The organism is Arthrobacter sp. 2RAF6, assembly GCF_052115205.1.
GTDB lineage: Bacteria > Actinomycetota > Actinomycetes > Actinomycetales > Micrococcaceae > Arthrobacter.
The window spans coordinates 1-14,596 of record NZ_JBFRGF010000068.1; the positions used below are offsets into that span (position 1 = coordinate 1).

Sequence of the window (14,596 nt, forward strand, 5' to 3'; positions counted from 1 at the left end):
TACTACGAACGACACCCAGGAAGATTCCGCCAACGACCCACCACACCGGCCCCCGCCACACACGCCGGGATCAACCTCCCCCAGACCAAAACACCCCAAAAACTAGCCCAGTGACTCCACACAGCTTGACAATTTCCGGGCGTCGGGGGTTTTGCCCTCAGACGTGAGCGAGCGTCCGGGAATCTTGCCATATATGTGAGCGAGCGTCGAGCGTTGGGGGGACCAGGAAGGCGAGTTAATTACGCGACGCAAATGTTTCGTAATTATCCGAAGGGCAGGCTAGCCTTACTTAGGTTTGCATCACTTACCTAAGGAGTCCCGTGGCTTCCCGCCCCACACGCCGTGCCCTGCTGAAGACGGCAGGTGCAGCGTCCGCAGCCTTTGCCGCCGTCGCACTGTCCCTCACCGCTTGCTCGACCGGTTCAACAACCGCCGGTTCCGCGACGTCCCCGGCCTCAAATAGCCAGTTCCCGGTCACTATCAAGAACGTCTTCGGTGAGACCACGATCAAGTCGCAACCGCAGCGAGTGGTGACCGTCTCGTGGGTCAACGACGACGTCGCCTTGGCACTCGGCGTCGTGCCGGTCGGTGTTCCGAAGAACGCCTGGGGCAACAACGACAAGGGCTCCACTCCTTGGAAGGACGCCGCGCTTGAGAAGCTGGGCGCCGGCTTCGGCACGGCGAAGGCCCCGGCCCAGTTCTCGGAGGCCGACGGCATCAACTTCACGGAGATCGCCAAATTGGCCCCGGACGTCATCCTTGCCGCCTACTCCGGCCTGACCGAAGCCGACTACAAGAAGCTCTCTGAAATTGCCCCGGTGGTGGCGCAGCCAGAACTCGCATACGGCACCCCATGGCAGGAAGCCACCTCGATCATCGGCAAGGCGTTGGGCAAAAACTCAGAAGCCGCCAAGCTCGTCTCGGACACCGAGGCCACCATCAAAACCAAGGTCTCTGCGTTTCCGCAACTTGCCGGCAAGACCTTCATCTATGGCAACCTCGAGCCTGCCAAGGGCGACGGCGTCAACGTCTACACAGCCAACGACAATCGACTGCGTTTCCTGTCCGAAATCGGCATGACGCTTGCTCCCGTGGTGGGGAACGCCAGCAAGGGCTCCAAGGAATTCTTCGTTCCCTGGTCCGCTGAAAAGGCCAACGAGCTTTCCTCGGACGTCTTCGTGAGCTGGGTGCCGGATTCCAAGACCACGGAACAGATCAAGCAGGACCCCCTGCTGGGCCAGATCCCCGCCATCCGGAAGGGCGCTCTGGTCGCCGACTCCGACAGCACCCTCACCTTGGCGATTTCCGCATCTTCGCCCTTGAGCCTGCCGTGGGCACTGGACATGTTCCTGCCCCAGCTGGCCAAGGGCGCAGACGCGGCCGCCAAGTAGCGATACGCCTGACATGGTACAGAGTACGACGACGGCCGGCCCGCCTTCTCCTGGAGGAACCACGCGCGAACTGGCAACTGATGACCCTCAACGCGCCTCCAAGGGGCAACACCTGCCAGTTCGCGCGACGGCCGCCTGGCTGTTGGCCGCCGTCGTCGTGCTTGTGCTTGTCTGTGCGGCCTCGCTCGCGATCGGCGCACGGGGCATGTCCCTCGAAACTGTGTGGCACGCACTCACGCAGTTCAATCCCGACGACGGCAACCACGCCGTGGTCTACACACGCATTCCACGGACCGTGCTCGGTTTGGTGGCCGGGGCTGCCCTTGGCCTTGCCGGCGCCGCGATGCAGGGCGTGTCCCGGAACCCCTTGGCTGACCCAGGCATCATGGGAGTCAATGCGGGGGCGGCACTGGCCGTCGTCGCCGGTATCTACCTTTTCGGTATCTCAGGGGCGAGTGGCTACATCTGGTTCGCTTTCGTCGGTGCCGCAGCGGCCGCCGTCGTCGTCTATCTGATTGCGTCGATGGGACGGGACGGTGCGACGCCGGTGAAGCTCGCTTTGGCGGGGGCGGCGCTGAGCGCTGGACTCTACTCGTTGATGAACGTCATCCTGGTTTCGAGCCAGGACACCCTGGACCGCTTTCGTTTCTGGCAGGTGGGTGGAATTGCCGGCAGCGACTGGTCCGTGGTGTTGACCGGACTGCCGTTCCTGCTGCTGGGGGCGTTGATCATCCTGGGCAGCAGCCGGAACCTCAACAGTTTGGCCCTCGGTGACGACGTCGCCCGCGGACTCGGCCACAACGTGGCCCTGGCCAGGGGCGTCACCGCGCTCGGGATCGTGTTGCTCTGTGGCTCGGCCACGGCACTGGCCGGTCCCATCGGATTCGTCGGACTCGTTGTTCCACACGCAGTGCACTTCTTTACCGGTCCGGATTATCGCTGGATCCTGCCGTTTTCGATGGTTCTCGCACCGGCTCTCCTCATTGTTTCGGACGTGATCGGCCGGGTGGTGCTGCTGCCCGGCGAAGTCCCCGCGGGGATCATGACGGCCATCGTCGGGGCTCCAGTCTTCGTGTGGCTCGTCCGCCGGGGCAAGGGGGCGTCGCTGTGAGCGCCACCCCGCGGAACCTGAACAAGACCGCGCTCCTGGGCGCCGGCGTCGTGGTCTTCTTTGCGGTGGGCGTGCTCCTGGGCAGCTACACGGTCACTATCCCCGATTTCTTCAGGATCCTCACGGCCCATCTGGCGGGCGGTGAGAAGATCCCGGGCGCAAGCTTCATCGTCATGGAAAACAAACTGCCCCGGGCCGTGCTCGGAATCCTGGTTGGTGTGGCATTCGGCCTCTCCGGCGGGCTCTTCCAGACCATGCTCCGCAACCCGCTCGCAAGCCCCGACGTTATCGGCATCAGTTACGGCGCGAGTGCTGCGGCGGTCCTGGCGATTGTCGTGTTCGGCGCGTCCGGTGCCGCTGTGTCCGCGGCTGCGCTCGTTGGGGCAATCGGCGTCGCGCTCGTCATTTACGCCATTTCGCGAGGCGGCGGGGGTTCCGGCGGCAGGCGAGGGAACGCGGCAGGCAACCGGCTCATCCTCGCCGGCGTTGGTATCGCCGCGGCATTGGCGGCAGTGGTGAACTTCCTCATGACCCGGGCGGATATCCGGACAGCCTCCGAAGCCCTTATTTGGCTCAACGGTTCCTTGAATTCTGCCAATTGGGAGGGCGTGGGCGTCCTCCTCGCCTCGCTCGCAGTCCTTGTTCCCGCGCTGGCCTTCCTCGCGGGACCGCTGCGCATGCTCGAACTCGGGGACGACGCCGCGGCCGGGCTGGGAATCCGCGTGAACGCCCTGCGTTTCGGCCTGGTGATCACCGCCGTTGCGCTGGCAGCAGTGGCGACGGCGGCTGCCGGGCCGGTTGCCTTCGTCGCTTTCCTTGCCGGGCCGATCACCCGGCGGATTGTCGGGCGGCCCAGCTTGCCGGCGTCGGCGTTCACAGGCGCCCTCATTGTCCTGGCGGCCGACTTCTTCGCGTACAACGTGGCACCCCTGATTCTGGGCGGCACCGTCCTGCCGGTCGGCGTCATTACCGGCGCCCTCGGCGCTCCATTCCTGTTGTGGCTCCTGGTCACGTCCAATCGAAAGGAAGCCTGACATGGCACAACTGAGCGCACGCGGCTTGACGCTCCAATACGAGCAACGTCGGGTGATCGAAGGACTCTCGACGCAGATACCCGAAGGCAAAGTGACCATGATCGTGGGGGCCAACGCCTGCGGAAAATCCACTTTGCTTCGAGGGCTGTCCAGGCTGTTGAAGCCGGGCGACGGCGTCGTCACCTTGGATGGCAAGGACATCCACTCCCGCCCGGCCCGCCAACTCGCGCGCACGCTTGGCCTCCTTCCGCAGCACCCCCTTGCCCCGGATGGCATCAGTGTCCGCGAGCTCGTGGGCCGCGGACGCTATCCGCACCAAGGATTCTTCCGCAGCTGGAGAACCGGAGACCTGTCCGTCCACGATCTCGCCGTTCAGCGCGCGCTCGAAACCACTGCAACGTTGGAGTTGGCTGAACGAAGCGTCGACGAACTGTCCGGCGGGCAACGCCAGAGGGTGTGGATCGCCGTGGCCCTTGCGCAGGAGACGGACGTGCTGCTCCTCGACGAACCCACCACCTACCTCGACTTGGCGCACCAGGTGGAGGTGTTGGATCTGGTGACCGATCTCAACCGCAGCCGCGGAACCACCGTGGCAATCGTGTTGCACGACCTCAACCTGGCAGCGCGTTACGCGGACCACGTCATCGCGATGAAGGCCGGCGCAATCGTCGCCGAGGGACCCGCGCTCGTTGTGGTCACCGAGGACTTGGTCCGCGACGTTTTTGGCCTGGAGTCCCGGGTGGTTCCCGATCCAATTTCCGGCACCCCACTCATTCTCCCGATCGGTCGGCACCACACCGCCGCTCCCTCAACACGCATCGAATTGGAGTTCGCCTCATGAACGCAGACACAGCTGTGCGGAACGCCATCACGGAGTCGATGACCCTCGCCTTCGACGTTACAGTCACCGCAGTCGCGGATCTCGGACCCAATTTCCGTCGCATCACCTTCGGGGGATATTGCCTGCGCGGATTTGGGGTTCCGGGGAACACCCTGGATCTGCGCATCAAACTCATGATTCCCTCGCTCGACGCCGACGGTCGCCCGCTGCCCTTGCCCGCCTTCAACACGGGCGACGCCGGTTGGTACCAAGAGTGGTTGGCGATGGATCCAACGGTGCGCGGTTCGATACGGACCTACACCGTTCGGAACGAGCGGCTCGACGCCGTCTACCCGGAGATCGACGTCGACTTCGCGATGCACGTCGACGGCGGTTCGCGCAGCCGCATCCGCTGCGGTGCGGCGCGGCCCGACGTCGACGGCGGTTCGGCTCTCCCGACGTGCGGACCCGCGGCCAACTGGGCGCTCGCCGCGAAGCCGGGGGATTCCATCACCATCATCGGCCCGAACAACCGGGCAGCCCACTGCATCACGGCCGAAACATACTCCGGCATCGAATGGCGTCCCGGCTTGGCGCAGCGGGTCCTTCTTGCCGGCGACGAAACAGCGGTCCCCGCTATCAGCGCGATCCTGGAATCCTTGCCCGCGGGAATCACCGGCCATGCCTTCCTCGAAGTACCCGAGGCCGGCGATTTCCGGGACCTCGCCACAAGTGCCGACATTGAAATCACTTGGCTCGCGCGCGGCGCGGCCCTCGGCCGGTCCCGGCCTCACGGCGAGCCGCTGAAGGAAGCCGTCCGCGGAGCTGTACCCGTCCCGGGGTGGGTTGGCATCATCCCGCTCGACGGCGCCGCCGGCCCCGAGCCCGAAGACGTCAATGTGGACCTGGACATCTTGTGGGAAACGCCTTTGCGCATGGACACGGCCGCGAGCGAAGCGAGCCGCAACCCGGGTCTTCCTGCCGGCGCCTTGCCGTTCTACGCCTGGATCGCAGGCGAGGCCGGGGTCGTCAAGGAGCTGCGCCGATATCTCGTCAGGGATGTGGGGATCGATCGGAAGCAGGTGGCGTTCATGGGCTACTGGCGCAAGGGGAAAGCCGGACTCTAGCCCGCCCCTAGCGACGCCCGCTCACATATGTCGTCAATTTCCCTGACGCTCTCTCACGTATACGACCAAAAGCCGGAACGCTCGCTCACCTCAGGTGAGCGAGCGTTTGCCCGGAAGGGTCTATAGGTGAGCGGGCGTTTGCCCGGAAGGGTCTATAGGTGAGCGGGCGTCGAATTAACCTGGGCTTTGCCGGCGGGCAACCGGGCGGGGCTAGGCTGGCGTGGTGGCTGGGAACGTGCTTCATGCTGACCAGAACGGACGACGGCGGTTTGTTGCCTTGGGCGATTCCTTCACCGAGGGCGTAGGGGACCGGAACGAGGCCCTACCCAACGGCGTCCGGGGCTGGGCCGATCGCGTTGCCGAGAAACTCGCCAAGGCCGAACCTGGCTGGGAGTATGCGAATCTTGCCGTGCGGAGCAAGCGGCTCCGCCATATCGTCGACGAGCAATTGGACCGGGCCCTGTCCATGGAACCGACGCTCATCACGCTCTACGCCGGTGGCAACGACATCCTGGATTTCGGCACGGACATGGACATCCTCATGGCCGAATACGAAAGGCTCGTGGCCCGCCTCGCAGCCACGGGAGCCACGTTGGTCTTGTTCACGGGGTACGACGTCAAGGTCTCGGCCGTGCTGGAACCCTTCAAGAAGCGGAACGCCCTCTACAACGAACGCGTCCGCGAATTGTCCGCCAAGTACGGGGCCGTGCTGGTGGATTATTGGTGCCTTGATGCCTACCACGACCGCCGGATGTGGGCCTCGGACCGCCTCCACATGTCCAAGGCCGGACACAAATACATGGCTTCGCAGGTCCTGGATCACCTCGGCGTACCGCACAAGTTCTCTCCCAAGGACTGGGAACCGCCGCAGCGGCTCAAGCTGCGCGACTGGGAACGTCGCCAGCGCCGCTGGGTGAACGACTGGGTCCTGCCCTTGTTCGGCCGAAAGCTCCGCGGTGTCACGCTGGGGGACACGCTGAGCCCGCGCTGGCCAGAGCCCGTGAAGGTTCCGCGGAAGGCCGGGCTGCGAAAGCTCGCCGAACGCCAAGCCGCGGCGGCGGCCTCACGCCGAGCGGTCGCCGCCGCCCACCAAGCGGCCGCCGGAAGCCACACTCAGAGCAACAACGAAAGCAACGCTCAAAACAACGGGGGGACATGACCATGGCTGCGCATACACCGCTGCGATTCGTCGCGGTTGGAGATTCCTTCACCGAAGGCGTCGGCGACACCGACCTTCGCCTCCCCAACGATTGCCGCGGCTGGGCCGACCGTGTGGCCGAGGAACTGGCCAGGCACCGGCCGCAGACGCAATACGCCAATCTGGCGCTTCGCGGCCGTCGGCTCAGGCCGATCGTGGTTGAACAACTTGAACCGGCGCTCGCGATGGCTCCCACTCTCGTCAGTTTCCACGCCGGAGGCAACGATCTCCTCGGCGCACGACTGGACATGCGCGCTGTGATCGGCGGATTCGAAGGAGCGGTTGCCCGGATCGCGGCGAGCGGCGCTCAAATCCTGCTTTTCACCGAGTACAACGTGCCGCTCTCACCTGTATTGGAACCGCTCAAGCTGCGCACGGCCGTTTTCAACAAGCACATCCGGCGCATTGCCACCGCGTACGGAACGCTCCTGGTAGACCATTGGTGCTTCGAAAAGTATCAGGACCGCCGGATGTGGGCTCCGGACCGGCTGCACATGTCCAGAATCGGACACGAATACATGGCTAAGAAGGTCTTGGAAGTGTTGGGCGCCGCACATTCGCTGGGCTCACCGGTCCTTGGGCCGCTGCAGCCGAGGACCCGCGCCGAGACAGTGGCCGACGACGCCGCGTGGCTCAGGCGCGATGTGGCGCCGTGGCTTTCGCGCCGTTTCAGGGGAGTTTCAAGCGGTGATCACCTGAGCGCCCGATGGCCGGCCCTTATGCCGGTGGTCTTGCCGGAGCGCCTGGGAACGTCCCCTGAGCCGGCCCGGCTTTGAGGCGCCAGCGTCACGCCTGACAACTTTTTGGAGGTGAGCGGGCATCGAAGCCGCGGATTCCCGGGGTTTTCGCCGAGGTGAGGCACCAAAAATGTGCTCCCCGTGACGCCCCGGAACCGCAATCAGAGCCTGAACCGGTAGCAGACTAGTCCAGCAGGTTTTCGAAACCTGTGGATGCCGAGGTGACCGTGAATTCGATGATCTCGAAGTCGGCTACTCCGTTGACGTAGAACGGATCCGTCGCCAAGGAAGCGTCCAGTGTTGCACGATCGACGTTGGACAACAGCACGCCTCCGATGGCTGGAACGCGACGTCCGGACGCAACGAATGTACCGGCGTCGAACGCTTCTTTGACCCAATCCATGTGTGCGGGGCGGTGGAAATCGACGATCTCGTCGGGAACTTTGTATGTCAGCGAAACGACGAACATGCCGCCCAGCCTACAACGAGGAGGGCGGCCAGAACGGGCCGCCCTCCGAAACCGCAACGAACTACGGCAGGAGCTTGACTGCGGAGTTCCAGTTGTAATCGGGGTGGGCTTCGCTGATCTGCAGCGTCATGACGAGCAGTTGGAAGGCTTCGAGCTCACGCGAGCGGCGCAGCGCTCCGACGTTCACCGGGCGCAGGCCGGCACCTTTCACGAAGTCGACGACGGCGGCGCTCGCCTCGGCGTCGTCGCCCGCGACCAGCACGTCAAGGGTTTGGCCGTCCACTTCGCCGTCACCGAGCGTGGCTGCGAAGACGGTGTTGAACGCCTTGACTACCGACGCGCCGGGGACCAGGGCCTGGAGTTCTTCGGCTGCCGAGGTTCCGGCGGGGACGGTGAGGGAATCAAAGGTTTCGAAGTTCACGGGATTGGAGATGTCCACGATCGTCTTGCCGTTGAGCGCTGAGCCATACGAAGAAAGGACTGCTTTGGAGGCGTCGAACGGAGTGGCCAGCACCACGATGCTGCCTTCCACGGGGGATCCCGTGATGCCGGAGGTTCCGTTGACCGTTGCCGCAAGCGCAGCAGCGGAGCCCGCGTCGCGGCTGAGGACCTGGACGCTCTTGCCTGCCACGGCCGCGCGGGCCGCAATGCCGGACGCCATGTTGCCGGTGCCGATGATGGTGATGTCAGCCATTGTTGTTTCCTTTGCTTTGAGTGCCCATGATTGGTTCATATTGTTTTACTTGAAGCTTCAACTAAAACAATAATGACTTTAAGTTGAAGTGTCAAGTATTGATTTCCTTCTAAGATGAATCCATGACCGAACCGCGCTGGCTCAACGCCGACGAACGCCGTGCCTGGCTGGCCCTCCTCAGCATCAACACCCTTCTGCCCGCAGCCCTGGATACCCAGCTGCAAGCGGCCGGCAAATTGTCGCTGTTCGACTACAACGTGCTCGCCATGTTGTCCGAAGCGGAGGGGCGTTTCCTGCCGATGAGTGAGCTTGCCGCCCGCACCAGCGCTTCCTTGTCGAGGTTGTCGCACGTCGTCACCAAGCTCCAGAGACGCGGGTGGGTGGAGCGCGAAGCCCACCCCGGCGATGCCCGTGTCACCGTGGCGCACCTGACGGAGTCCGGCATGGACACCATCGTGTCCCTCGCCCCGGGGCATGTGGATGCGGTCCGCGCCTTGATGTTGGACGCCATGACCGACGACGACGTTGCGGACCTCGCCCGGATCGGCGAGAAGATCGTGGCCCGCCTGGACGACGATCACTGGATCCTGCGCGAACGCTAAGCCGCGGCCGGCTGCGAGCACGGCGGCGGCGACTGCCGAGCCGTTGCGTAATCGGCGCCGCGCGTGACGACCGCCCCGCACTGATGAAAGACTGGCGCCATGGATTTTTCTGCCCGGTATGTGGCATTGGGTGACTCGTTCACCGAAGGACTTGGCGACGCCGACCCCTCGCGCCCCAACGGAGTCAGGGGATGGGCGGACCTCGTTGCCCATCAATTGGCTCAAAGCAACGATAATTTCGGCTACGCCAACCTGGCCATCCGCGGCAAGAAGCTCCGGCAAGTCATGGCAGAACAGGTGGACGCCGCCGTCGCGCTTCAACCGACGCTGGTGACCCTGTACGCAGGAGCGAACGACATCTTCCGCCCCAAAGTCGATATCGACAGGCTCATGGAGGAATACGAAGCCGGCATCGAGAAGCTCAGTGCCACCGGCGCCACCTTGCTTCTCTTTACGGGTTTCGACGCCCGCAGTTCCAAGGTTTTCGGCACGATGCGCGGACGCACCGCGATCTACAACGAATTGCTGCGGGAAATCGCCGAAAACCACGGTGCGCTGCTGGTGGACTATTGGCGCTTCAGCGAATACCACGACTGGCACATGTGGGCCCAGGACCGGATGCACATGTCCACTGCCGGCCACATCAACATGGCCAACCGCGTCCTGGCCGTCCTGGAACACGAAGGTTCCCTCGAGGTGCCGCCGCCCGTCACGCAACCCCAGCTTGCGCGGGTGGAAGCGTTATGGGCCAACGCGCGTTGGGCCCGTGAACACGCCGCACCGTGGGTCGTCCGCCGCGTTACGGGCAAGTCTTCAGGTGATGGCCTCAGCCCGAAGTACCCGCAGCTCACCCCGCCCTAACTGTTCCGAACGGCGAGGTTCCGGAAGCCCGGTGTGGCGAGCAGTCCGCCGTCGTTCTTCACCGCGAGTACGTCCACGTCCCAACGGGAGGTCGCCAGCGCGAGGGTCCGGGCGCCGCCGGCCATGATGGCGGTGGACAGGACATCGGCCGTGATGATGTCGGCCGCTGCCACCGAAACCTGGCGGAACCCCTCGTCCCGCGCGGCTGGGAGGCCCGCAGACCAAATATGGTGGCCGCGTTCGCTGGTTCCCGAGGTCGCCAGCGCGTGTTTGGCCCCGGCGCCGAGCGGAAACGCGGTCAGGAGCGTCGTCCGATCCTCCGGGTCGACGATCCCTGCCAGCCACGGCTGTGTACTGCCCGGCGTCGGGGAACCGTCCACCAGGACATCCCCGCCCGCATTGAGGCACCAATCCTTCAAGCCCAGCGCAAGAAGCGACGTTCCGGCTTCCCGTATGGCATGTGACTTGACGATCCCCGCCAAGTCCACGACGCCGTCGGGCCGTTCCGCCGTGAACGCACCTTCCGTGAGGCTGCGCCATTCGGTCGCCTCGACATACAGCCGGCGCATGTCCGCGGAGGCGTCCTTCAGAGCCAGCTCGCCCCGCGCCATCGCGCTCGCCTCGGAGTCGGGACGGTAAAGACTGAACGTCCGATCCAGCCTGTTGAACAACTGCTCGACGACGGCGGTGGCCGCTTCGAGCTCTTCCACCGCAGCTTGGGGAGCCGTCCCTGGAGCAGCTGGGATGGCGAGGCTCACCACGGTGCCCATGCTGGTGAACGTCCGGGAACGAAGGCGGGGCTCCGCACTGCCCGGTCGGGGCCCAATGGGCTCAGAAGTGGGCTGCATCGAGGGCTGCCTGGAGGGAGGTCAAGTACGCTTCGCTGGTAAACGTGGCCCCGCCGACGGTCTGCACGTTCGCCGACTGGGCGCTCAGCACCTCGGAGCGGAGCAGGGGTGCTGCCCTGGCACTGATCTGGACGGATCGTTGCTCCTGGTCAGTCAGATGCAGGGCGGTGACATCCGTGATCACGCCGGCCTTGATGGTCACCTGAACCTGGACTGTTCCGAAGCGGGTCTCCACTGCGGTTCCTGCGTAGGTGCCGCCGGCCTTGGCCGAGGCTCCCAGGGTGGAAGTGGAATTGGAGCCCGTGCTGGAACTCGAGCCTGTGCTGGAACTGGTGCCGGCTGCGGTTCCCGAGGACGATCCGGAAGCGCCGCTCCCGGTAGTGCCGGTCGCCGTCGAGCCCGTACTGGTCCCGCCCGTGGTTCCTGTGGCGGACGTGGTGACCGCCGACGCGTTCGATTCCGTCACCTGTGCGCCTGCCTGCCACCCGACCACGAGGATCGCCGCGGATGCCAGCGCTGCTGAAATTCCTGCCCTGAGTCTCACCAGTCAAACCTCTCGTAGTGGAGTTGTTCCTCCCGCACACCCGAGCTTTTCGCCTCGGCTAGGACCTGCCCGGCCCATGCAGTCGGACCGCAAACGTAAACATCAGCGTCCGCTATGTCCGGCACAAAGTCCCGCAGCCTTGAGGAGTCCGCCGAGGCCGGTAGCCATATGCTGCGGCCATCTGCAGACCGCGGGCCCGTCAGGTGGAAGAGGGTGGCACCACGCTTCCGGCACAATTCCATGATCTCGTCTCCGAGGAATAGTTCCTCCGCGCTGCTGCCGCGCAACAGGACCGTCGCGTGGCCTGGCGCGAAGGGAGTGGATTCCAGGAGCGCCCGGAGGGGAGTAATCCCGATTCCTGCCCCGATCAATACGACGCGGTCCCGGCTCCGGGCGGCCGTGCTGAAGACCCCGTATGGCCCTTCGATAGCAACTTTCGTCCCCGGCTTGAGGGAGGCGAGGCGGGCCGAACCCGCCCCCAGATTCCGGACGGTGATCCGCAACGTCGGCTGCCGCGATGATTTCCCCGTCTGCGGTTCCGCCGACAAGCTGAACGGATGCGCCTGCCACCACATGCCTGGAGCGAGGAAGCGCCACACGAAGAACCGGCCGCCGCTTCCCGACAATTCGTTCAATCGCAGCCCGGTCATTTCGATGCTAACGACGTCGGGGGACACTCGGACAACACGGCGTACGGTCAGTTGGTGCCGGTAGGTGGCTATCACCGGCTTTGCAATGCGGTACCAAGCCAGCGCCGAGCCTGTTCCTATGCAAAGCAGGAGCCAGTACCAGCGCTGCCAGGTGCCTTCAGCGAAGAGGCCGCCCACGCTGAACTGGTGCGGGATTGCCGTTCCTACCGCGAGGTAGGTGAGCAGATGAACGAAGTACCAGAATTCGTAGGGAAAACGGCGCCGCACAGCTACCAGCGAAGTGACCACCATGGCAATGAACAATGCCATGGAGACGAATGCCAACCACATATCGGGCACCAATACCCAGAGCGAAACGGCCTCGCTGACGGGGTTCAAGCCCTCGGCCATGCCGTAGCCGGTCGCCAGGAGAAGTCCATGCGCCAACAACAGGTACAGTGCCGGTTTGCCTAGCTTCCGGTGGAATTCCAGTGCCCTGTCATGCCCCACTGCGCCATCCACAAAAGGGAGGCGCGCTGCAAGCAGGAGCATCAGGATGACAAGGTCCATGCCGGCAAGTCCGGCCACGATCCCGACAGCGGTGACCGCTTGGGTGAGGTTACCGACCGACGACATCCCGCCGTCGGCGAGCCACAACGCCAGCGCCGCCGCAAGCGATGTCCACAGCGCAATCGTGAGCATGTCCGCTCGAAGCATGCGCCGGCGATGCTGCGCAGCGAACCTTCCCTTAGTGGGGTTGCGTCGTGCGGAGCTTGGAGGACGGCCTGGCGGTGTATCCACGCGTTGGCCCCGGGAGGCGAGGAGTTGTGTGTTCATGTCTCAAGATTGAATGCTCAACCTTTCGTTCTGCTGTGAAGGGGCTAGCCACCGCTTATGAGTTGAGCGGCTTGGTTCTTATACACCCGATTGGTCTTAATTTCCCCCAGCCCCTAGACTTATTAGGCGCTAGGTGGCGCGGAGCGTGTGCAATTGCTCCGGTTGGCGGTGACTGTTGGAAACAACGGGACATCCGCGGGCCGGTAGTTAGGGGCTCAAGTTGCGTGCATTCCAGTATTCGCCCAGTATTCCGGCCTGTTGTCCGGACCCACTACCTTCGCCGCAGCGGTGATCATTGGCTGAATCCAGTCGAGGGATCCAGCCTGCGGGAACTACCGAAAACGGTGTGGACTGGTTGCGGACGTCGCCTATTGCACGGGAAGCAGGAACTCTGCTGGCCGTTTCATTTTATTTTTTAGGAGAGTCGTCATGGCAGCAAACTGCCAGGTGACCGGAGCCGAGCCGGGCTTTGGACACAGCATTTCGCACTCGCACCGCCGCAACAAGCGTCGGTTCGACCCCAACATCCAGAAGAAGCGCTACTGGGTTCCGTCCCTGCGCCGTAATGTCACGCTGACCCTGTCGGCCAAGGGCATCAAGACCATCGACGTTCGCGGCATCGACGCAGTCGTCGCCGAAGTTCTGGCTCGTGGGGTGAAGCTCTAGTGGCAAAAGACAAGGACGTACGTCCGATCATCAAGCTGAAGTCGACTGCGGGAACCGGTTACACCTACGTAACCCGCAAGAACCGTCGTAACGACCCGGACCGTCTGGTCCTGAAGAAGTACGACCCCAAGATCCGCCAGCACGTCGAATTCCGAGAGGAGCGCTAAACATGGCTAAGAAGTCCAAGATTGCTCGCAACGAGCAGCGCAAGGTCATCGTTGAGCGTTACGCTGCCAAGCGTCTCGAACTGAAGAAGACCCTGGTTGACATCAACGCGACTGACGAAGCACGCGAAGAGGCTCGCCTCGGCCTGCAGAAGCTGCCCCGCAACGCCTCCCCGATCCGTCTGCGTAACCGCGACATCATCGACGGCCGCCCGCGCGGTACCTTCCAGAAGTTCGGTATCTCCCGTGTTCGCTTCCGCGACATGGCTCACCGTGGTGAGCTCCCGGGCATCACCAAGTCTTCCTGGTAGTCCAGAAGCATTAGAAGGGTCGGCAACCGTTTGGCTGCCGACCCTTCTTGCGTTTAAGGCGCCCGTTTCCGGGTTCTGGTGTGGAGGTTCTCGGGCTTTGCGATTAAGTGGTGCAGCACACAGTGCCGAATTACGACGCCGTCGGCTTTTTTTGCGCGCAACCGGCTGTTTTGTCCCGGATTACCGCGGTTCTTGCTCGCCTGAGGGGCGATTTGCGCTGGGTCTTGGGGGTGTGTAAAGTAGTTCGAGTCGCCGCCGCTGATGCGGAAAGATAGCGACCGACCCCCTCTGATAAACGGCCTGGAAATGGCGTGCTGATTAGCGCGCTGTGGATGGGTGGGGACCTCTGTTGAGCAGTGAATCGCGGAAACGCCGATTTGCTTGATCTTGGCAGTTCTGGTAAGTTTGGAAAGTTGCTCCGGAGCGAGTCTGTGCCTGTTGTGGGTGTGGGTGGTGCCGGGTGTGTCTGTTGTTTGAGAACTCAATAGTGTGCCAAGTTTGTTGATACCGATTTGTTTTTATGAATTGGTTGTTTTGGCTGGTCCTGTGTCAC

At 63.7% G+C, this 14,596-nt stretch carries 17 protein-coding genes; 12 read left to right on the top strand and 5 right to left on the bottom strand.

Features of this window, described 5'->3' with window-relative positions; genetic code table 11:
• The first annotated feature begins 320 nt into the window (after nt 1–320).
• The 7 genes from AB4Z38_RS24965 (at nt 321) to AB4Z38_RS24995 (ending at nt 7,457) form a co-directional block, all read left to right on the top strand.
• On the top strand, nt 321–1,391 hold the full coding sequence (locus AB4Z38_RS24965; RefSeq protein ID WP_441432214.1) for an iron-siderophore ABC transporter substrate-binding protein: 1,071 nt from the start codon (nt 321–323) through the stop codon (nt 1,389–1,391).
• Between the two features lie 13 nt (nt 1,392–1,404).
• Complete coding sequence (locus AB4Z38_RS24970) at nt 1,405–2,502, top strand: FecCD family ABC transporter permease (protein ID WP_441432215.1); 1,098 nt, start codon at nt 1,405–1,407, stop codon at nt 2,500–2,502.
• A complete protein-coding gene (locus AB4Z38_RS24975; RefSeq protein WP_441432216.1) occupies nt 2,499–3,536 on the top strand; it encodes a FecCD family ABC transporter permease in 1,038 nt (345 codons plus the stop codon). Before AB4Z38_RS24970 ends, AB4Z38_RS24975 begins: the two co-directional genes overlap by 4 nt.
• A gap of 1 nt (nt 3,537) precedes the next feature.
• Nucleotides 3,538–4,377, top strand: coding sequence for an ABC transporter ATP-binding protein (locus tag AB4Z38_RS24980; protein ID WP_441432217.1), 840 nt, complete (start codon nt 3,538–3,540; stop codon nt 4,375–4,377).
• Complete coding sequence (locus tag AB4Z38_RS24985) at nt 4,374–5,483, top strand: siderophore-interacting protein (RefSeq protein WP_441432218.1); 1,110 nt, start codon at nt 4,374–4,376, stop codon at nt 5,481–5,483. The genes AB4Z38_RS24980 and AB4Z38_RS24985 overlap by 4 nt, the downstream gene beginning before the upstream one ends.
• Before the next feature lie 223 nt (nt 5,484–5,706).
• On the top strand, nt 5,707–6,642 hold the full coding sequence (locus tag AB4Z38_RS24990; protein ID WP_441432219.1) for an SGNH/GDSL hydrolase family protein: 936 nt from the start codon (nt 5,707–5,709) through the stop codon (nt 6,640–6,642).
• 2 nt (nt 6,643–6,644) lie between these two features.
• Nucleotides 6,645–7,457: an SGNH/GDSL hydrolase family protein gene (locus tag AB4Z38_RS24995; protein WP_441432220.1), complete on the top strand. Its 813-nt coding sequence runs from the start codon at nt 6,645–6,647 to the stop codon at nt 7,455–7,457.
• A 145-nt stretch (nt 7,458–7,602) separates the two neighbouring features.
• Here the strand turns inward: AB4Z38_RS24995 and AB4Z38_RS25000 are convergent, their stop codons facing one another.
• Both AB4Z38_RS25000 and AB4Z38_RS25005 read right to left on the bottom strand, forming a co-directional pair.
• On the bottom strand, nt 7,603–7,887 hold the full coding sequence (locus AB4Z38_RS25000; protein ID WP_441432221.1) for a YciI family protein: 285 nt from the start codon (nt 7,885–7,887) through the stop codon (nt 7,603–7,605).
• Nucleotides 7,888–7,948: 61 nt separating this feature from the next.
• Nucleotides 7,949–8,581, bottom strand: coding sequence for an NADPH-dependent F420 reductase (locus AB4Z38_RS25005; protein WP_441432222.1), 633 nt, complete (start codon nt 8,579–8,581; stop codon nt 7,949–7,951).
• Between the two features lie 122 nt (nt 8,582–8,703).
• On the opposite strand from AB4Z38_RS25005, the gene AB4Z38_RS25010 reads away from it, so the two are divergent.
• Together AB4Z38_RS25010 and AB4Z38_RS25015 are read left to right on the top strand one after the other, a co-directional pair.
• Nucleotides 8,704–9,183, top strand: a complete 480-nt coding sequence (locus AB4Z38_RS25010; protein WP_284984761.1) for a MarR family winged helix-turn-helix transcriptional regulator — start codon at nt 8,704–8,706, stop codon at nt 9,181–9,183.
• 99 nt (nt 9,184–9,282) lie between these two features.
• On the top strand, nt 9,283–10,044 hold the full coding sequence (locus AB4Z38_RS25015; protein WP_441432223.1) for an SGNH/GDSL hydrolase family protein: 762 nt from the start codon (nt 9,283–9,285) through the stop codon (nt 10,042–10,044).
• Here AB4Z38_RS25015 and AB4Z38_RS25020 read toward each other — a convergent pair.
• The 3 genes from AB4Z38_RS25020 to AB4Z38_RS25030 all read right to left on the bottom strand — a co-directional run bounded on the left by AB4Z38_RS25020 (nt 10,041) and on the right by AB4Z38_RS25030 (nt 12,782).
• Entirely contained in the window at nt 10,041–10,814 is a 774-nt protein-coding gene (locus AB4Z38_RS25020; protein WP_441432226.1) for an FAD:protein FMN transferase, read from the bottom strand. The two genes, AB4Z38_RS25015 and AB4Z38_RS25020, sit on opposite strands and share 4 nt — an antisense overlap.
• A 61-nt stretch (nt 10,815–10,875) precedes the next feature.
• On the bottom strand, nt 10,876–11,436 hold the full coding sequence (locus tag AB4Z38_RS25025; protein WP_441432224.1) for an FMN-binding protein: 561 nt from the start codon (nt 11,434–11,436) through the stop codon (nt 10,876–10,878).
• Nucleotides 11,433–12,782: a ferredoxin reductase family protein gene (locus AB4Z38_RS25030; RefSeq protein ID WP_441432225.1), complete on the bottom strand. Its 1,350-nt coding sequence runs from the start codon at nt 12,780–12,782 to the stop codon at nt 11,433–11,435. The genes AB4Z38_RS25025 and AB4Z38_RS25030 overlap by 4 nt, the downstream gene beginning before the upstream one ends.
• Before the next feature lie 549 nt (nt 12,783–13,331).
• On the opposite strand from AB4Z38_RS25030, the gene rpmB reads away from it, so the two are divergent.
• Genes rpmB through rpsN form a run of 3 tightly spaced genes read left to right on the top strand, consistent with a single transcriptional unit; the run spans nt 13,332 to nt 14,043 of the window.
• Nucleotides 13,332–13,568 (top strand): 50S ribosomal protein L28, encoded by a 237-nt coding sequence (rpmB, locus tag AB4Z38_RS25035; RefSeq protein ID WP_078107326.1) that lies wholly within the window; start codon nt 13,332–13,334, stop codon nt 13,566–13,568.
• A complete protein-coding gene (gene rpmG / locus AB4Z38_RS25040) occupies nt 13,568–13,735 on the top strand; it encodes a 50S ribosomal protein L33 (RefSeq protein ID WP_003798558.1) in 168 nt (55 codons plus the stop codon). Before rpmB ends, rpmG begins: the two co-directional genes overlap by 1 nt.
• 2 nt (nt 13,736–13,737) lie before the next feature.
• Entirely contained in the window at nt 13,738–14,043 is a 306-nt protein-coding gene (gene rpsN, locus AB4Z38_RS25045; RefSeq protein ID WP_234754509.1) for a 30S ribosomal protein S14, read from the top strand.
• Nucleotides 14,044–14,596 lie beyond the last annotated feature (553 nt).